We start from the raw sequence: 17,207 nt of genomic DNA, 5'->3' as shown, positions 1-17,207 counted from the left end.
ATGGACGATGCGTCGATGGTGGGTTTGATGGGGCGTGTCACCGGTACCGTCGGACCCGGGCTGGTCGGCGAGGTGATCGTCCGTGTGCGCGGCGGCGCCGAGCACTTCCTCGCCTATCCCGCGGACGGTAAGTGCCGTATCGAGCGCGGCACGGTGGTGATGGTGGTGGAGCACCTTCCGCCGCGGACCGTGTACGTCGAGGCGATGTACGGCAGTTGAGCACGCCTCTCCCCAGGTGAGAGGCGTACGCGTCAAGATTGCGACAAGGATTCGTCAGCGTCTTCACCCCCGCCTTGCGCGGGCGCACACTCCTTTCGTTCGGTGCCGACCCGGCACCAGGCAAAGGGGGCGTTTGCCGATGGTCATCGGCATTGTCGCGGGGGCTGTCGTTCTCGCGCTGGTATTCATCGTTGCGGTCTTCAAGCTGATGTGGCGTGTCGCGGAGCCCAACGAAGCACTGATCATCTCCGGTTCGAAGCATCGGACCGAGGGTCTCGAGGAAGGCATGGGCTTCCGCATCGTCACGGGACGCGGGACGCTGGTGCTGCCGGGTGTGCAGGCGGTGCGCAAGCTCTCGCTCGACCTCAACGAGACCGAACTGCACGTGGACTGCGTGACCCACCAGGGCATTCCGCTGAAGGTGCGGGGCGTGGTCATCTTCAAGGTGGGCGACGACTTCGTGTCGATCGCCAACGCGGCGCGCCGTTTCCTGGACCAGCAGAAGCTGATGTCGGAGCGTGTGCACAACGTGTTCGCGGGTCATCTGCGGTCGATCGTGGGCGGGTTGACGGTCGAGGACATGATCCGTGACCGGGAGAAGCTCACCGGCCAGACCCGGGCCGCCTGCGGCACCGAGATGGAGAAGCTCGGTCTGATCGTCGACTCGCTGCAGATCCACGAGATCGAGGACCCGACGGGCTACATCCAGAACCTGGCCTCGCCGCATGCGGCGGCGGTGCAGCGGGACGCGCGTATCGCGCAGGCGGAGGCGAATCGTCTCGCCACCGAGGCGGAGCAGCAGTCGTTCGCGCGGATGGCGGAGGCGACCCGGGACAGCGAGATCCTCCAGGCCGGCTACCAGGCCGAGCGAGACAAGGCGGCCGCGAAGGCACGGCAGGCCGGTCCACTGGCCGACGCCGCGGCCCGTCAGGAGGTCGTGGTGCAGGAGACCCGTGTCGCGGAGCTGGAGGCGTACCGGCGCGAACAGCAGCTCCAGGCGGACGTCCGCAAGCCCGCGGATGCGAAGGCGTACGAGAAGCGCACGCTGGCCGAGGCCGAGCGCGACGCGCGGATCTCGGCGGCGCAGGCCAACGCGAAGGAGACCGAGCTGGCGGCCGCGGCAGAGGCCACCCGGGTGAAGACGGCCGCGGGCGCCGAGGCCGAGGCGACCAAGACCCGTGGCACGGCCGCGGCGCAGGCGACGCGCGCCACCGGTGAGGCGGAGGCGGCCGCCGCCCAGGCGAAGGGGCTCGCCGAGGCCGAGGCGATCCGCGCCCAGGGTCTGGCGGAGGCGGAGGCTATCAAGGCACGTGCCGCGGCCCTCGCCGAGAACCAGGAGGCCGTGGTGGCGCAGCAACTCGCCGAGAAGTGGCCGGAGATCGTCCAGGCGGGTGCGTCCGCCTTCGGCAATGTCGACAACATGGTGCTGCTCAACGGCGCCGACGGCATGGGCGACGTGTTCGCCAAGGCCCTGACGATGGGCGGCACCGGCCTGGGGCTCGCGCGCCGGCTGCTGTCGTCGATGAACGGCGACGCGACGCCCGCGAACGGCACGCCGGCGCAGACGGCCGCCGGACTCGACGGGTTCGCTCCACCGCGGCCGGAGAAGGTCGCGGTGGAGCAGGACGAGCGCTGAACCCGGCGGCGAGCAGCGGCCGGTAGGACACTGAGACCTCGGGCGTACGGCGATAGGTTGCCGTACGCCCGAGCCGTGCCGGGCGCCGACCGCCGCCGACCAGGCGTCCGGGCGTTTTCCTCACGGACAGGTGCGTTCGCCCAGAGACAGGTGCGTACGAGCCACTCGTCGGGGGTTGTACGTGTCCCGCGCCGGGTCCGGAAGCGTAGCCGGCCGCTCCAACAGAATGTCCTGCGGGCGTATGCGCTCCGGCAATGTACCGAACCAGGCGCGGCGGGCGGCATCCGGGACATCCGAAGGCCGCGCCTGTTCCTGTGTCATTCCGCTCTCCTCGTTCGTCGGCTGGTCATGATGCCCCATTACCGTTCGTCACCCGTCAAGGCGGTGACTGACCGCGTTCCGAGGAGCGGCGCCTGGCGCTGGATCTCACGGTTTGCATGCCGCCGCCCGGCACATCGTCACCTGCCTGACAGGGGACGGGGCGGTCCCGGACCCCGGGCGACACGAGGGTGCCGGCCCCGTCGCCCTCGTGTCACGGGCCTCGCCAGATGTTGTCGAAGGCGGCCTTCTCGACGGCCCGCCGCTGCCGCACGGCCGTCAGTTCCGTGACCGCGTCGTCGACGGCGGCCAGCACGGTCCCCGCCGCGCCCTCGGTGACCTCCGGGACTTCGTCCACCGGTGTCTCCCGGATGCCGATGGCCGTCCCGAGAGCGGCGAGCACGGGTTCCGCGGAGGCCCACCGGTCCGCCGCCCGCCGGCGGGCAGGCGAGTCCGCCAGCACGGCTTCGCCGGTCCAGGCGGGCAGCCAGCGGCGGCGCTGCCGTGCGATCAGGCCCTCCTCCTCGAAAGCTGCCAGATACGCCGAGGACAGGCCCTGGCCCCGGCGCCACAGCCAGTCCTCGACCGACTCGTAGGGCGGCTGCCGGGTGAGCGCATCGGCGGCCTCCCGCAGCAGGCGGTCGTCCGTCACCGGCGGGTCGCTCGGCACGATGAGGACTCCGTCCAGGGTGAGGGCCCGTAGGTCCATGAGATCCAACAACTCGGCTCCCGCGAGCGCGAGCGACAGGTCACCCGTTTCGGCACGACGGCCGGGGGCGGCGTCCAGGGCGACGGTCAACAGGTCCCGTGCAGTGGCCATGCGTGCCTCCACGACGCTTGCTCGACGATCTCCTGGAGGCCATCATGCCTGCGTCCTCGTGGTTGAGTGCCCCGCTCATCCCACCTCGCGTCTCATCCCACCCCGCGTCCACGGCCACCGCATCCCCAGGACGCCGATCGGGCCCCGGTGCCCGGCGCGGCGGCCGCCGCGCCGCCCGGCCGCAGCGGATGCACCCTCGGCATGCTGCGCCGATCCTGGAGGGAGAGAAGATCGGCAAGGAGGGCCACGATGTCCGTGATGGACAAGCTCAAGCAGATGCTGAAGGGAGGCGGGGAGCGCATCGGCCGGGGACACGACGAAGCCGGCCGGCCCGCCGACGACACGATGCGCAACCGGCCCGCCGGGCAGGCCGACAAGGGCCCGGATGCGCTCAGGGACCAGTTCCAGCCTCCGCAGGACCGGGACAACCCTCCCCAGCCGTAGCGCGGGCAGCGCGCGGCAGGGAGTCCCGCTCCTCTCCCCATGGGTCGCCACCGGCCGGGCCCTTCGGCCCGGCTGACGGCGGCTCAGGTCCGGCCCCGCCCGGAGGCCGCAGACGGCCGGGCTCTACCGTGAGCCGCGTGACTGCCATTACCGATGAAGACGTCCCCGGCCGCCACGGCCCCTCCGCGACCACCGAGGCCGACCCCCGTACGGTGGGCCGGGTGCGGACGGAGTACTCCCCCGCGCACGACGGGGACCCGGATCCGGGGGAGATCGTCTGGACCTGGGTGCCGTTCGAGGAGAACGACGGGCGCGGCAAGGACCGCCCGGTGCTGGTGGTCGCCAGAGAGCCGGGCGGCACGCTGCTCGCCGTGCAGCTGTCCAGCAAGCGGCACGACGGGGACCGGGAGTGGGTGCCGATCGGCAGCGGCCCCTGGGACCGGTCGGGTCGCGACTCCTGGGTGGACGTGGACCGCGTGCTGCGGTTGCACGAGGACGGCATGCGGCGGGAGGCGTGCGCCCTGGACCGGATGCGGTTCAACCTCGTGGTGCACCGGCTGCGGGAGCGGTACGGCTGGAACTGATCGGCAGGGCTCGGTACGGCCGGAGCCGAGGGGCCGGGTCGGCGGGCGCCGGGGCGGCGGGTCCGGTCAGACGGCAGCCACGTCGGCGAAGGTCCGTTCGAAGGCGGCCCGTGTCGTCGTACCGGACGTGCGGTCCAGGACGGCGAAGACCACCTCCTGGAAGGCGCCCTCGAACCGCCCCGTGACCAGCAGAGCGCGGAACGCCCCGGCGACCTGCGCCGGCTCGTTGCGGAACACCCCGCAGCCCCACGCGCCCAGCACCAGGCGCCGGTAGCCGCAGGCGGCCGCCGTCTCCAGAACCCGTTCGGCACGGGCGGCGAGGGCGCGGGGCAGCTCGGCCGCGCGTTCCGGCGCCCGGTGCCGCACCACGCCCGCGTTCGGCGCGGCCGCGGTCAGGAAGCCCACCGCGTACGGCGCCTCGAGCAGCCGTCCACGGTCGTCGCGGAAGACGGGGACGGCCGGTGAGTGGATGACCCGGTCCGTGTAGAACGGGTCGCGGTGGGCCCGGTGGTGGTCGTAGAACTCCCGGACCTCGCGCACGCACGCATACAGCGCGGAGGCACGGCACAGCGCCTCCTCCTGGGCCTGTGCGCCGTTCAGGAACCCCCCGCCCGGGTTGCGTGCGGAGGCGAAGTTCAGCACGGCCACCGGGTCACCCGATCGGCCCAGCAGGCGCCGGGCGGCTTCCAGGCTGCTCTCCCCCGTCACCTCGAAAGCCGTGGCCTCCGGGCGTGCCGGCGGCGTTTCCACCGGCCCCGGGCCGTACATCCGCGTCCCGGCGCGGGCGGCCTCGACCGCCGTGGCAAGGGGCACCGTGCGCCCCTCGGGCGTGCGGTAGACGCCCGCCTCGACGATCTTCTGCGTCTCCTGTGCGATCCCGCGCAGCCGCGTGCTCACGCCGCCACCCCCGTGGGCGCCGTAAGCACGCGGCACGCGGTCCCGCCCGGTGCACCGCCGATCTCCCCCGTCGTGCTCATGAACGCATGGTGAGCGATGCTGGTCCTACGTCGCAACAGAGTTTCCCGGCCCCGGGAATTACCGTTTCCGCCCTGGCAAACAGGGAGGAACCAGTCCGCGAAGCTCGACAGTGCACTCTTGTGCGAATGCACGGAAGGGTCTTGGGTGGGACGAGCGACGCCGCCCGGCCATCCGATACCGGGGCGGCGACATGGTGGAATCTCAGGAGGATCCCGACATGTCCGATTCGGTGAGTGACTGTACGGAGCCCCGCTCCGCTGTCACCGAAGCCGAGGTGGAGGCGCTGGTCCACGGCATCTGTTTCAAGACCGGACCGCCCCGCACGCTCGGTGTCGAAGTGGAATGGTTCGTCCACGAGCTGCGCAAGCCGTGGCTCCCGGCACCACCCGAACGTCTCCGCGCGGTGTACACCGCGCTGCGGACCCTGCCCCTGCGTTCGGCCCTCAGCGTCGAACCGGGCGGCCAGCTGGAGCTCAGCTCCGCCCCCGCCACCTCCCTGATGGAGTGCGTAGGGTCCGTCTCCGCCGACCTCGACGCGGTCCGCACCCTGCTGTCCGAGGCGGGTCTCGGCCTCAGCGGCTACGGCCACGAGCCATGGAACGCCCCTCGCCGCTTCCTGCGGGAGCCCCGCTACGACGCCATGGAGCGCTACCTCGACCGCACCGGTCCCGAGGGACGGTCGATGATGTGCTCCTCGGCGTCCGTCCAGGTGTGCCTGGACGCCGGTTACGAGGAGCCGGGCCCTCTGGGGCACGGACGCCGCTGGTGGCTGGCGCACCAGCTGGGAGCGGTGCTGGTCGCGGCGTTCGCGCACTCCCCGCTGTCCCGGGGCCGGTCCACGGGCTGGCGCTCGACGCGGCAGTCCCTGTGGTCCGCCATGGATCCGGGACGCAGCAGCGCCCCGCCCCTCGTGGGCGATCCCCGGGCCTCCTGGGTCCGGCGTGTGATGGACGCGCCCGTGATGTGCGTCCGCACCGGCTCCGGCCCCTGGTACGTGCCGGACGGCTTGAGTTTCCGGGACTGGACCCGGTCCGGGGCTCCCCCGGACCGCGACGACCTCGAGTACCACCTCACGACCCTGTTCCCTCCGATCCGGCCCCGCGGACATCTCGAACTCCGCATGATCGACGCACAGCCCGGCGACGACGGGTGGATCGTGCCGCTCGCCGTGACGGCGGCGCTGTTCGACGATCCCGAGGCCGCCGAGACCGCCTACCGGACCGTCAAGCCCCTGGCCGAGCGCGCGGGCTCGCTGCCGCCGCCGCGCAATGCGCTGTGGGTCACCGCCGCGCGCGAGGGGCTGACCGACCCGGAGCTGCACGAGGCCGCCGTCGCCTGCTTCGCGGCCGCGGCCGACGCCCTCCCCAGGATCGGCGCCACCGACGACGTACAGGAGGCCGTCGCGGAGTTCACCGAACGCTATGTGGCCCGGGGCCGCTGCCCCGCCGACGATCTGCTGCTCCAGTTCCACGGGAACGACACCCGTTCCGGCGGGGAAGACCCCCGTGTCCACGGGAAGGACATGCGCTCATGACCGACGCCCGGTCACCGATCGACCCCGGCACGCTGCGGGAGCGCGCGCTGGATGCGCTGACCAGGGCGCGCGACCGCACCGCGCTGCTGACCACCTGTGTGGAGGACCCCGACCTCACCGCCCAGCACTCCCCGCTGATGTCGCCGCTGGTCTGGGACCTCGCGCACATCGGCAACCAGGAGGAGCTGTGGCTGCTGCGCGCGGTCGCCGGCCGCGACGCCATGCGGCCCGAGATAGACGGGCTGTACGACGCCTTCGAGCACCCGCGCGCCGAGCGGCCCTCGCTGCCCCTGCTGGCGCCGGACGAGGCCCGCCGCTACGCCGCGGAGGTCCGGGGGCGGGCTCTGGACGTGCTGGAGAGCGCGCGGTTCGAGGGCCACGCCCTGACCGAGGCCGGCTTCGCGTTCGGCATGGTCGCCCAGCATGAACAGCAGCACGACGAGACCATGCTGATCACCCATCAGCTGCGCCGGGGCCCCCAGGCGCTCACCGCCCCCGACCCGGCACCGGCGCCGCCCTACACGGGCCCGTCCGAAGTCCTCGTACCGGCAGGCCCGTTCACCATGGGCACCTCGGCCGAGCCATGGGCGCTGGACAACGAACGGCCCGCGCACCAGCGGGAGGTGGCGGCCTTCCACATCGACGCACTGCCGGTGACGAACGCCGCCTACCAGGCGTTCATCGAAGACGGGGGCTACGACGACGAGCGCTGGTGGACGCCCGAGGGCTGGGCCCACGTCCGTACCCACGACCTGAGGGCCCCGCTGTTCTGGCGTCGCGAGGGCGGCCAGTGGCTGCGGCGGCGCTTCGGCGTCACCGAAGCCGTACCGCCCGACGAGCCCGTCCTGCACGTGTGCTGGTACGAGGCGGACGCATACGCGCGCTGGGCGGGGCGCCGGCTGCCCACCGAGGCCGAATGGGAGAAGGCGGCCCGCCACGATCCCGCCACGGGCCGCTCCCGGCGCTATCCGTGGGGCGACGCCGACCCGACGCCCGAGCACGCCAACCTCGGTCAGCGCCATCTGCGTCCGGCTCCGGCCGGCAGCTATCCGGCGGGCGCATCCGCGCTCGGCGTACGGCAGCTGATCGGTGACGTGTGGGAGTGGACATCGAGCGACTTCCTGCCGTACCCGGGATTCACGGCGTTCCCGTACAAGGAGTACTCGGAGGTTTTCTTCGGGTCCGAGTACAAGGTGCTGCGCGGCGGCTCGTTCGCCGTGGACCCGGTGGCCTGCCGGGGTACTTTCCGCAACTGGGACTATCCCATCCGGCGGCAGATCTTCTCGGGCTTCCGCACCGCCAGGGACGCCTGATGTGCCGTCATCTCGCCTGTCTGGGACCCGAGGAGCCGCTCGGGCGGCTTCTGCTGGAGCCCCCGCACAGTCTGTACCGGCAGTCGTGGGCGCCGCGGCGGCAGCGGTACGGGACCGTCAACGCCGACGGCTTCGGGGTCGGCTGGTACGCCCCGGACGACCCCGTGCCGGCGCGCTACCGCAGGGCCGGGCCCATCTGGGCCGACACCTCCCTCACCGACCTGGCGCGGGTCGTGCGCTCGGGCGCCGTCCTGGCCGCGGTGCGCGACGCGACCAGTTGCGACCCCGACCTCGAGGCCGCCGCGGCGCCCTACACCGGGGACAGATGGCTGTTCAGCCACAACGGGGCCGTCAAGGGCTGGCCCGACTCGATGGGCGGCCTCGCCGGGTCGCTGCCGCCGGTGGAACTGCTCTCGCTGGAGTCGCGCTGCGACTCGGCCCTGGTGTGGGCACTGCTGCTGAACCGGCTGCGCACCGGCATGGAGGACGGGAAGGCCCTGGCCGACACCGTGCTGGAGGTCGCCTCGGCTGCACCCGGCTCCCGGCTGAATCTGCTCATCACCGACGGCGAGACGATCACCGCGACCGCGTGGGGCGACACGTTGTGGTACCTCACCGGTCCCGGCGGCCGTGTCGTCGTGGCCTCCGAACCGTACGACGACGACCCGCACTGGCAGGAGGTGCCCGACCGCACCCTGCTCTCGGCCACCCGCACCGACGTCCTGCTGACCCCGCTCAAGGACCCGCGCGACGACATGGCGCCCGCACCATCCGAGGAGTCCCGCACGTGAGCCCGTTCCTTGTCAACCGCACCCTTCCCGAGGACGCCACGGAGGCCGCACTGCGCGCCGACGTACTGCACGGCCTCGCCAACAGCCCCAAGACGCTGCCGCCGAAGTGGTTCTACGACGCACACGGCAGCGAGTTGTTCGAGAAGATCACCGAACTGCCGGAGTACTACCCCACGCGCGCCGAGCGGGAGATCCTGATCGTCCGTTCGGGTGAGATCGCGGCCGCGACCGGCGCTCGGACGCTGATCGAGCTGGGTTCCGGCTCCTCCGAGAAGACCCGCCATCTGCTGGACGCGCTGACCGGCCTGCACACCTATGTCCCGGTGGACGTGAGCGAGAGCGCGCTGAGCCAGGCGGGACAGGCGCTGATCGCCGAGCGGCCCGGCCTGAACGTCCACGCGCTGATCGCGGACTTCACCGGGGGGCTCACGCTGCCAAAGACGCCCGGGCCGAGGCTCGTGGCGTTCCTGGGCGGCACGATCGGCAATCTGCTGCCCGCCGAGCGGGCTGCGTTCCTCACCTCTGTACGGGCCCTGATGTCGCCCGGGGACACGCTGCTGCTCGGCACCGACCTGGTGAAGGACGAGTCGGTGCTGGTCGCGGCGTACGACGACGCGGCCGGGGTGACGGCCGAGTTCAACAAGAACGTGCTGGCCGTGCTCAACCGTGAGCTGGGCGCCGACTGCGACCCGGACGCCTTCGCCCATGTGGCCGTGTGGGACGCCGACCACGAGTGGATCGAGATGCGGCTGCGGTCACTGACGGCGCAGACCGTGAAGATCGCCGCGCTGGACCTGACGGTGGACTTCGCGGACGGGGAGGAGCTGCGCACCGAGGTGTCGGCGAAGTTCCGCAAGGACGGGGTTCGGCGTGAACTCGCTTCGGCGGGGCTGGAGTTGACGCACTGGTGGACGGACGCGGAGGGGAGGTTCGCCCTGTCGTTGAGCGGGGTGCGCTGACCGCGGCACACCCGGGAGGGCCGTGCCCCGGCCTGGCCGGGGCACGGGCGCGCCGCCGGAACATGGGGCGCGCCGCCGGGCCATGGGGTCCGTTCCGCCCGCCCCAGGCGGGCGCCGCGGGCGTCGCCCGGCCGTGTGCGGCGCCCGCCGCCATGGCCGCGACGCCCTCCTCGCCCGCGAGCGCGTCCACGGCCGTGGTCTGATCCGCAGAGCCTCGCGGCCGTCCTGTCCGGGACGGGGAAGTACCCCGGCCGGTCCTTCGGTTCGGGGTTCTGCCGCACGGTCGCCGCCCTCCTGTCAGACGGATCCGGAGGGGGTGCACCAGTCCTGTCCGGCCAGGGGGATTCCCCGGGTACCGCGGGAGGTGAACCGGCCGAGGAACGCGGTCGACGCGCCGTCCTTCATCAGCCACACGGTCACGGTCCCCCGTTCGGTCCCGCCGCCGGGCAGGACTCCGCACGCGGTGAGGGGTAAGGCGGACGCGCATACGAGGGCGAGGAGACGACCCACCGAGGGGCCTGTTCTGCCTTGCGGATGTCTCGCGGACCACCGCCCCGTACGGCACGGTGGAGGCACGTGTGACACCCGCCGCGCCGAGAGGAGCACCCTCATGACCGACCACACCTACCGGGTCACCGAGATCGTCGGCAGCTCGCCCGAGGGCGTCGACCAGGCCGTACGCAACGGCATCGCCCGCGCCTCGCACACCCTGCGGAATCTGGACTGGTTCGAGGTCACGCAGGTCAGGGGCCGGATCGAGAACGGCCAGATCGAGCACTACCAGGTCGGTCTGAAGGTGGGCTTCCGCCTGGAGGACGGTGAGTAGCCCGGCTGCTCTCAGGTACGCCCTTCCCGCTCCTGTGCGTCCGTCAGCGCGGCGGAGGGGACCGCCCATCGGGCGCGTACGACCGTGAATCCGGCCCGTTCGGCTGCCTGGCAGACGAGTTCGTCGTCGTCGACGAGCATACGGACCTCTCGACCCAGAGCCAGTTCGCGGAGCAGTTCCAGCTTGGTGACACGGGCGGGCCTGCGGTCGCCGTCGGCCCGCATGGACACCCGCCCCTCGGGCAGTCCGTGAACGGCGAGCCAGTCGAGGGTGTCGCGCCGGCAGCGCGCGGGCCGTCCGGTCAGATAGACGAGTTCGCACTCCGCGGCGGTCCGCAGTGCGAGCGCGATTCCCTCGGCCAGCGGTGGATCCTGCGGCGCGGCCGCGAAGAACGCCCGCCAGTCACGCGGCTTCCGCTCGAGGAAACGCTGCCGGTGCGTGGTGTCGGCGAGGGTGTTGTCGATGTCGAAGACGGCGACCGGCCTGCTGTTGTTCGTCACCCGGCCACTCTACGAAGACGGCGGCGGCGCGCGGGCGGTGGCATGACCCGGACGGGGCAGTAGGCGGCAGGGTTGCTCGGGCCGGGCCCACTCACCGAGTTCAGCACTGAGTCACGACAGATTCTCGCACAGCAGTGGTATATGACCCAACCATGGCCAAACCTCACGTTGCGGACCGTACGCGGATAACGCAGGGTCAAGGTGTGAGCGCACTCTCGCCCGCCCCCGCCGCCGAACAGGCCGAGGGCACAGATCGTCGCGTCCGCCTTCCCTTTCGAGCCCGGCTCGTGCCCGGTGCCGCACCGGCCCTCGCGCTGTTCGCCCTCATACGTCTCACCGGTCTCGCGGCGATCGTCCTGGCGAACCGCACCATGGGGCACCCGCTGTTCAAGGGCCTGGCCCACTCATGGGACTCCCGCTGGTATCTGCACATAGCCCAGCACGGCTACGGCACCCAGACCCACGTCCTCGCCTCCACCGGTGCCGTGCAGCGCGACTGGGCGTTCTTCCCTCTGTATCCAGCGCTCACCCGTGCCGTGTACACCGTCCTGCCCATCACTCCGGGCGCCTCCGCCCTGCTGATCGCCTGGAGCGCCGCGGCCGTGGCCGCGTACGGCATCTACACGATCGGCCATCACCTGTACGGCCGAGCGGTCGCCACCGCACTCGTCGGTGTGTGGGCAGCCCTGCCCCACTCCGTCGTCCTCGACATCGCCTACACGGAGCCCCTGCTCACCGCTCTCGCCGCCTGGTCCCTGTACGCCGTGCTCAGGCGTCGCTGGCTGTGGGCGGGCGCGCTGGCCGCCCTGGCGGGCCTGTCCCGGCCCACGGGCTTCGCCGTGGCCGCGGCCGTGGGCGCCGTGGCGATCCAGGAGATCGTCAGGCGGCGCGGCCGGGTGCCCGCCGGATTGTGGGTCGGCACCGCGATAGCGCCCCTCGGCTGGGTGGGCTTCGTGCTGTGGGTGGGCGCCCACACGGGTGATCCGTTCGGCGGCTACTTCACCGTGCAGCGCGCCTGGGACTCCCGATTCGACTTCGGTGTCGGCTCCCTGCACTTCCTCAAGTCGCTGCTCGAGCACGGGGGCCGGGCCGTCTACCCGCTGGCACTGGTGATCGTCGTGGCGGCCGTGCTGCTGTTCTGCCTGCTCTGCCTCGACGGCGCCCCACTGGCGCTGGTCGTGTACGCCGGGGTGCTGCTGCTGATCACGGTCGGCGGCTCGGGCCCTTACGCATCGAAGCCGCGCTTCCTGCTGCCCGCGTTCCCCCTCCTGATACCGCTCGCGCGCGGCCTCGCGCGCAGCTGGCGGCTGCGGCCGAAGCAGGCCGTGCTGGTCGGGGCCACTCTCGCCGCCGCCTCCGTGGCCTACGGCACCTATCTCCTGACCGCAGGTCACACCCCGCTGTGAGCCCCGCGGCCACCGTCAGGGCTCGACGGCGACCGGGCGTCCCCGGGCGTGGACGCGAGAACGGCGAACTCCCCCGCCGCTGTCTCGACGCTGCGGGGGCGGGTACTCGGGGCGGTGCCGGAACTCCCTGAGGAGATGACTCGGATGCTGTTCCTCGGACTGCTCCTTCTCGCGGCCACCGCCGCCTTCACCGCTCTGGCGATCGCGGGCAACCTGTCCGGTGGCCCCTACTACACCGTGTCCGTGCTCGATCAGCCCATCGCGACCATGAGCACGCTGGCCGTGTTCGCCTCCGGGCTCGCCCTGGCGCTCCTGTTCTGCCTGGGCCTGGCCACCGCGGTGGCCGCGGCGACCCACCGGCACGGCGCGCGGCCGCACCGGGCACGCCGTACCGCCGCGGTCGACGAGCGGACGGGGCCCGACACCCGGCTGTGAGGCCCCGGCCTCACCGGTTGGGGTCGGCCGTGCTGATGTCCGCGAGGGCGGACCGCGGGTCCTCCGAGGCGGCGAGGTCGCCCAGGCTGACGATGCCGACCGGGCACCCGCCGCTCTCGACGACGGGAAGCCTGCGCACGGCGTGCCGGCGCATCAATTCGACGGCGTGATCGGTGGTGTCGTCGGGCGAGAGGGTGATCACGGGCGGCCGGGTGCACACCGAGCCCGCGGTCACGGTGTTCGGGTCGCGCTCCCCGGCCACCGCCCGGACCACGATGTCGCGGTCGGTGAGCACGCCGAACAGATCGCGGTCGTACGTCACCAGGACGTCACCGACGTCCTGCTCGCGCATCAGGCGGGCCACCCGGGCCACCGGGGTCATGGGCTCGACGGCGACCGCGCCCCGGGACATCACGTCTCGTACCTGCCTGCTCATGGGAACCTCCCGGACCGTCTCGGTCGTCTCGGTCGTCTCGGTCGTCTCGGTCGGAGTGTCGCCCGGCCCGTCATCCGGCCGGGCGGGGCTCCTCAGCGGCGCGCCAGCCGGTCCAGCGGCGGACGGCGACCACGATCACGGGTCCGTCCGGCGGGGCCTCGCGGTACTGGGGGTACTTCCGCGTCAGCAGGGCGATGGCCGCCTCGTACTCCTCCCGGTCCTGCTCCGCGGGCGCGCCGGGCGGCACCGTCCGCGCGTCTCCGTCGGCGCGTACCCACCACAGCCGTTCCCAGTCCTCGTCGTACGCGTCCGCCAGCAGGCAGACGGCCGGCTGGACGGCGATGTTGCTCAGCCGCTTCAGCCGGTAGGAGACCTTGGGCTTGTGGTCGACGGCCATGACGATGCGGTCGTCGCCGCGCCGTGCGAACACCACCGGGGCCAGATGGGGCCGTCCCGTGGAGTCCACGGTCGCAAGGCGCGCCACGCGGGCGTCCGTGAACCGTCGCACTGCCTCGTCCTCCGGCATTCGTGCCACTGTTCCACCCTCCTCCCGCGCGGTGGGGAACTCCACCCGGCCGCACGGCGTGGTGCGGTCGTCAGGACGCCGTCGGCGGCCGGCGCTGACGGGTACCCGACGTCCGGTCCCCTACACGGCACCGCCTCAGGGCCGAGGGATGAGGCCGGCGGACGGCCGACCGGCCGCCCGGATGTCAGGGTCCGGACAGGCAGGGCAGACTGGAAGGACGGATCCGAGCTGAACGGGCCGGCCGGAGGATCGGGCGACCGCCTCCGCGACAGCCGCCCGGCCACCCGGCCCACGACCGGCCCGCCGACCGGCCGGCAAGGAGGCCGTCGTGGAATTCGACGTGATCGTGGAGATCCCTCAGGGATCGCGGAACAAGTACGAGATGGACCACGAGCTGAACCGCCTGCGCCTGGACAGGATGCTGTTCACGTCCACCAAGTATCCGGCCGACTACGGGTATGTCGACCACACCCTGGGCCGGGACGGTGACCCCCTCGACGCCCTCGTCCTGGTCGGTGACCCCACCTTTCCAGGCTGTGTGATCGAGTGCCGCGCCGTCGGCATGTTCGTGATGAAGGACGAGAAGGGACCCGACGAGAAGGTCCTGTGCGTCCCGGCACACGACCCGCGTTACAGCTCCTTGCAGGACATCGACGACGTGCCCAGGTTCGACCGGCTGGAGATCACCCACTTCTTCGAGGTGTACAAGGATCTGGAGCCAGGCAAGTCGGTCGAGGGCTCCCACTGGGAGGGACGCGAACAGGCGTACGCGGAGATCGACGCCGCCCGTCGGCGCGCCGTCGAGGGCTGACGGCCGGACTGGGATCGAGCGAGGAAGGACCGCACCATGACGGCCGATCCCCACTCCGCCTCCGAGACGTTCACTTTCGTCTGCGGGGACTGCGGGCGCGTGTGGGACATGGTTTTCCGGATCGTGTGCTTCACCGACCGCGCCGGGCTGACATCGCAGGCGTACATCGACGAGCGGGGCCGGGTGCTCAGGTCGCCGCCGGTCGGCGCGGTCTGCCCCGGCTGCGGCGGCAGCAGGGTGCACGCCCTGCCGCCGGGTCTCGCCGCCCGGGCGCACGCCGCCGAACACGCCGTCCACGAGCGCTACGGCCCCCGCGCCCACGTGCCGCACCTGCGGCACTTCTCCTCGCCACGGGGAAGGCCGAGGGAACCCGGGAGCCCGCCGTCCGCCTAGACGGTGCCGAACTCTGCGCCGGCCGGAGGGCGTTGGTCAACAATGCCGTGGTTCAGCCGTGGACACCTTCCCGTGCCCGCGGGAGCAGCGTGACGCGGCGGAAGTTGCACTCCTCGCCAGGAGGGCTCTCGGACGGCGGCCGGCTCTGGTGGGCGTGCAGCGCCACGCTCACCAGACTGAGCAACAGGTCGACATCGGTGTCGCAGTCCAGGCGCACGGTCACCCAGCGCGAGCCGGGGACGATGCGGATGGCGGTCGACCCGGCGAGGTCGCCGGAGAAGCGCCGCAGGGCCCCGCTGGTCAGATGCAGGTCCGCCTCGTGGGCGGTGTGGATGTGAACGATCTCGCCGTACGTGGAGCGGAGTGCCCGCCCCGTTCCGCAACTGGCCGGCTCCACCGTGAGGTCGGGCCAGGCCTCGAGTCGCTCCAGGGCGCGCTGGGCCAAAGTCATGAGCCCATCGTCGCCCCCTCACTCCCCGGCTACCAGAGGTTGAGTGTTCCGTAACCGGGACGTGAGGTTACCGACCGTGACGGCGTGGTCCTGGGATCGCTGCTCGAGGCGATAGCCCATGCCGGGCTCGGTGATGAGATGCCGGGAGTGGGCGGTGTCCGGCTGGAGTCTGCGGCGCAGTTGGGCCATGTAGCGGACGCCTGGCGGACCGAGAGCACCAGGATCGGCACGCGGGTCCAGCCGCGCGGCGCCTTGACGATGTCGGCGCCGTCCATGTCGGGCAGCCCGACGTCCGGCAGGGCCGCATCGGGCCGGTGGGCGCCGGCGAGGCTTCCAGGCGGTCAACCGGCGCGGCGAAGGCGGGAGTCGGCGGTCCCGGAACCTCTGCGTGGCCGCCGACTCCCGTACGGGTCAAGGCCCTCAGTCCTTCGCTGTGAGCTCCTTGAGCGCGATGTTGAGCTCCAGGACGTTGACGCGGGGTTCGCCCATGAAGCCGAGGGTGCGGCCGGTCGTGTGGTCGCGGACCGGCTTCTCCACCTGCACGAGGGGCAGGTGGTTCTTCGCGGCGATCCGGCGGACCCGGAGTTCGGCGTAGGCCGGGGAGATGTCCGGGCCAGGCCCGAGCCGGAAGAGGTCACCGCGTCCGTCTCCCGCCGCACGGCTTGATGCGGCGCGGTCGACGAACCAGGCGCTGGACGCTGCGTCGGCGTCAAAAAGCGCCGGGTCCACGTCAGGGCCGTACCAAGACGGCCTTCACCGGCTCCCCCGCTGTCTACCGTCGGGGATATGGAAGGCCTCCACGACGCGCGACACGAGATGGCCGGTGCGCCGGCGGAAGGGCCCGGCCGGACCGTGTCCGACCGTCGCTGGGCGAAAGAGCTGTACAGCTCGATCCGCTGCGCGGCCGCACTCCTCGCGATGCTGCTCCTGATCGACTGGGGTGCCGGCGACGAGACCCCGTGGCGCGTCGCCCTGTGGTGCGGGCTGTCCGTGCTGCTCTTCCTGGTTTTGTGCCCACGGCGGATCTCCGCGGGTGAGGGCCGGCTCGCCTGTCGCGGACTGCTGCACACCCGTCGGGTCCGCACCGACCTGCTGGTGTCGGTGCGCTGCCTGGAGGGCATCTCCCAGCGGCTCGCGTTCCGCGACGCCTTCGGCGGGCGGGTCGAACTCGATCCCCGGGTGCTGGTGAACAATCCAGACATGTGGCACCGCCTGTCCGAGGACGCGCGCAAGTCGGCCGAGTCCGGCCTCCTGCTGTGCGGGGCGACCGAGCTGCGCCGTGTCGAGCAGCGGATCGACCGCGAGACCGCGCTGACCGTGTTCAAGGTGTCGGGGCTGGAGTAGCGGCACGGACCCGGGAGTCTCCGGAACGCCCGCCGTGACGCAGCGTGTTCGTACGGGGAGAGACGGCCCTCCGATCCGGCCTCTCCCTGACGGCCCGCTGGGGCCTCGGGCCCTTGATGCGCGCTTGATTCCGTTTTGATACGAAGCTGACACCGGTACGGCCCTTCTTAACGGAAGCTTGACGCGGTGGCCGACCCCATTCATGGGCCCAGGCGTCACTCTCTGCTTACGCTGGTGCGGCCGTCCGTGTGATGGCCGAATCCCTCACCGAGCCGTACCCAGGAGAGCGCGCCGATGGCCACCACCGAACACCCCCCTGCGAGCCGATTGCGGGCGTGGATGCTTGAGGGGCTGTCCGACATGGGCAAGGGCTCCGCTCAGGGCCCGCACGCCCAGCCCGAACCGGCGCACAAGGGCCAGCGCTGGTGGCGGGTGATGTGCCTGACCGGCGTCGACTACTTCTCCACGCTCGGCTATCAGCCC

The 17,207-nt window shown here is 71.9% G+C and carries 21 protein-coding genes and 3 pseudogenes; 15 read left to right on the top strand and 9 right to left on the bottom strand.

From position 1 onward, the window contains the following. Complete coding sequence (locus ABZ876_RS13775) at positions 1-219, top strand: hypothetical protein (protein WP_361779140.1); 219 nt, start codon at positions 1-3, stop codon at positions 217-219. Positions 220-358: 139 nt separating this feature from the next. Beyond that, entirely contained in the window at positions 359-1,855 is a 1,497-nt protein-coding gene (locus tag ABZ876_RS13770; RefSeq protein ID WP_361779137.1) for an SPFH domain-containing protein, read from the top strand. Between the two features lie 532 nt (positions 1,856-2,387). On the opposite strand, the gene ABZ876_RS13765 is transcribed toward ABZ876_RS13770, so the two are convergent. Next, a complete protein-coding gene (locus ABZ876_RS13765) occupies positions 2,388-2,993 on the bottom strand; it encodes a GPP34 family phosphoprotein (RefSeq protein ID WP_361779134.1) in 606 nt (201 codons plus the stop codon). A 249-nt stretch (positions 2,994-3,242) separates the two neighbouring features. Between ABZ876_RS13765 and ABZ876_RS13760 the strand changes: the two genes are divergently transcribed. Further along, on the top strand, positions 3,243-3,437 hold the full coding sequence (locus ABZ876_RS13760) for an antitoxin (protein WP_361779131.1): 195 nt from the start codon (positions 3,243-3,245) through the stop codon (positions 3,435-3,437). Positions 3,438-3,574: 137 nt separating this feature from the next. Further along, positions 3,575-4,021, top strand: coding sequence for a type II toxin-antitoxin system PemK/MazF family toxin (locus ABZ876_RS13755; protein WP_361779128.1), 447 nt, complete (start codon positions 3,575-3,577; stop codon positions 4,019-4,021). A gap of 66 nt (positions 4,022-4,087) precedes the next feature. On the opposite strand, the gene ABZ876_RS13750 is transcribed toward ABZ876_RS13755, so the two are convergent. Further along, complete coding sequence (locus ABZ876_RS13750; RefSeq protein WP_361779126.1) at positions 4,088-4,918, bottom strand: TIGR02452 family protein; 831 nt, start codon at positions 4,916-4,918, stop codon at positions 4,088-4,090. Between the two features lie 298 nt (positions 4,919-5,216). Here ABZ876_RS13750 and egtA point away from each other — a divergent pair, with 298 nt between their 5' ends. Genes egtA through egtD form a run of 4 tightly spaced genes read left to right on the top strand, consistent with a single transcriptional unit; the run spans position 5,217 to position 9,596 of the window. Next, positions 5,217-6,533 (top strand): ergothioneine biosynthesis glutamate--cysteine ligase EgtA, encoded by a 1,317-nt coding sequence (egtA, locus tag ABZ876_RS13745; RefSeq protein WP_361779123.1) that lies wholly within the window; start codon positions 5,217-5,219, stop codon positions 6,531-6,533. Further along, positions 6,530-7,846, top strand: coding sequence for an ergothioneine biosynthesis protein EgtB (egtB, locus tag ABZ876_RS13740; protein WP_361779120.1), 1,317 nt, complete (start codon positions 6,530-6,532; stop codon positions 7,844-7,846). The genes egtA and egtB overlap by 4 nt, the downstream gene beginning before the upstream one ends. Continuing rightward, the gene (gene egtC, locus ABZ876_RS13735) at positions 7,846-8,637 is read left to right on the top strand and encodes an ergothioneine biosynthesis protein EgtC (protein ID WP_361779117.1); all 792 of its coding nucleotides are present in this window, start codon (positions 7,846-7,848) and stop codon (positions 8,635-8,637) included. The genes egtB and egtC overlap by 1 nt, the downstream gene beginning before the upstream one ends. Beyond that, positions 8,634-9,596: an L-histidine N(alpha)-methyltransferase gene (gene egtD, locus ABZ876_RS13730; protein WP_361779114.1), complete on the top strand. Its 963-nt coding sequence runs from the start codon at positions 8,634-8,636 to the stop codon at positions 9,594-9,596. Before egtC ends, egtD begins: the two co-directional genes overlap by 4 nt. 363 nt (positions 9,597-9,959) lie before the next feature. On the opposite strand, the pseudogene ABZ876_RS13725 reads toward egtD, so the two are convergent. After that, positions 9,960-10,106: pseudogene (locus tag ABZ876_RS13725) on the bottom strand (sugar transporter); the annotation flags it as partial. A 100-nt stretch (positions 10,107-10,206) separates the two neighbouring features. Here ABZ876_RS13725 and ABZ876_RS13720 point away from each other — a divergent pair. After that, the gene (locus tag ABZ876_RS13720; RefSeq protein ID WP_361779111.1) at positions 10,207-10,422 is read left to right on the top strand and encodes a dodecin; all 216 of its coding nucleotides are present in this window, start codon (positions 10,207-10,209) and stop codon (positions 10,420-10,422) included. A gap of 11 nt (positions 10,423-10,433) precedes the next feature. Here ABZ876_RS13720 and ABZ876_RS13715 read toward each other — a convergent pair whose 3' ends face one another. Next, a complete protein-coding gene (locus ABZ876_RS13715; protein ID WP_361779108.1) occupies positions 10,434-10,922 on the bottom strand; it encodes a hypothetical protein in 489 nt (162 codons plus the stop codon). Positions 10,923-11,125: 203 nt separating this feature from the next. On the opposite strand from ABZ876_RS13715, the gene ABZ876_RS13710 reads away from it, so the two are divergent. Both ABZ876_RS13710 and ABZ876_RS13705 read left to right on the top strand, forming a co-directional pair. Beyond that, positions 11,126-12,328 carry a hypothetical protein gene (locus ABZ876_RS13710; RefSeq protein WP_361779105.1) on the top strand — a complete coding sequence of 401 codons (1,203 nt, stop codon included), beginning with the start codon at positions 11,126-11,128 and terminating at the stop codon, positions 12,326-12,328. Between the two features lie 144 nt (positions 12,329-12,472). After that, on the top strand, positions 12,473-12,763 hold the full coding sequence (locus ABZ876_RS13705) for a hypothetical protein (protein ID WP_361779103.1): 291 nt from the start codon (positions 12,473-12,475) through the stop codon (positions 12,761-12,763). 10 nt (positions 12,764-12,773) lie between these two features. On the opposite strand, the gene ABZ876_RS13700 is transcribed toward ABZ876_RS13705, so the two are convergent. Then, entirely contained in the window at positions 12,774-13,199 is a 426-nt protein-coding gene (locus ABZ876_RS13700) for a CBS domain-containing protein (RefSeq protein WP_361779101.1), read from the bottom strand. 70 nt (positions 13,200-13,269) lie between these two features. Next, positions 13,270-13,725, bottom strand: coding sequence for a TIGR03668 family PPOX class F420-dependent oxidoreductase (locus tag ABZ876_RS13695; protein ID WP_361779922.1), 456 nt, complete (start codon positions 13,723-13,725; stop codon positions 13,270-13,272). 328 nt (positions 13,726-14,053) lie between these two features. Here ABZ876_RS13695 and ABZ876_RS13690 point away from each other — a divergent pair, with 328 nt between their 5' ends. Together ABZ876_RS13690 and ABZ876_RS13685 are read left to right on the top strand one after the other, a co-directional pair. Further along, the gene (locus ABZ876_RS13690; RefSeq protein WP_361779099.1) at positions 14,054-14,536 is read left to right on the top strand and encodes an inorganic diphosphatase; all 483 of its coding nucleotides are present in this window, start codon (positions 14,054-14,056) and stop codon (positions 14,534-14,536) included. A gap of 36 nt (positions 14,537-14,572) precedes the next feature. After that, on the top strand, positions 14,573-14,929 hold the full coding sequence (locus ABZ876_RS13685; protein WP_361779097.1) for a hypothetical protein: 357 nt from the start codon (positions 14,573-14,575) through the stop codon (positions 14,927-14,929). 52 nt (positions 14,930-14,981) lie between these two features. Here the strand turns inward: ABZ876_RS13685 and ABZ876_RS13680 are convergent, their stop codons facing one another. From ABZ876_RS13680 to ABZ876_RS13670, 3 genes and pseudogenes are all read right to left on the bottom strand, one after another. Beyond that, entirely contained in the window at positions 14,982-15,380 is a 399-nt protein-coding gene (locus tag ABZ876_RS13680; protein ID WP_361779095.1) for a luciferase family protein, read from the bottom strand. 99 nt (positions 15,381-15,479) lie between these two features. Next, positions 15,480-15,700, bottom strand: a pseudogene (locus tag ABZ876_RS13675) (hypothetical protein); the annotation flags it as partial. Positions 15,701-15,800: 100 nt separating this feature from the next. After that, a pseudogene (locus ABZ876_RS13670) lies at positions 15,801-16,024 on the bottom strand (potassium-transporting ATPase subunit C); the annotation flags it as partial. A 142-nt stretch (positions 16,025-16,166) separates the two neighbouring features. Between ABZ876_RS13670 and ABZ876_RS13665 the strand changes: the two are divergent. Beyond that, on the top strand, positions 16,167-16,724 hold the full coding sequence (locus tag ABZ876_RS13665; protein ID WP_361779093.1) for a hypothetical protein: 558 nt from the start codon (positions 16,167-16,169) through the stop codon (positions 16,722-16,724). A 294-nt stretch (positions 16,725-17,018) separates the two neighbouring features. After that, positions 17,019-17,207 (top strand): hypothetical protein (locus ABZ876_RS13660; RefSeq protein WP_361779091.1); only part of this gene is annotated, 189 nt, incomplete at its 3' end.

Origin of the sequence: Streptomyces sp. NPDC046931, assembly GCF_040644655.1 — a bacterium.
GTDB lineage: Bacteria > Actinomycetota > Actinomycetes > Streptomycetales > Streptomycetaceae > Streptomyces.
The sequence above is the reverse complement of the archived record's forward strand: the minus strand, read 5'-3'. Positions and strand labels throughout refer to the sequence as shown.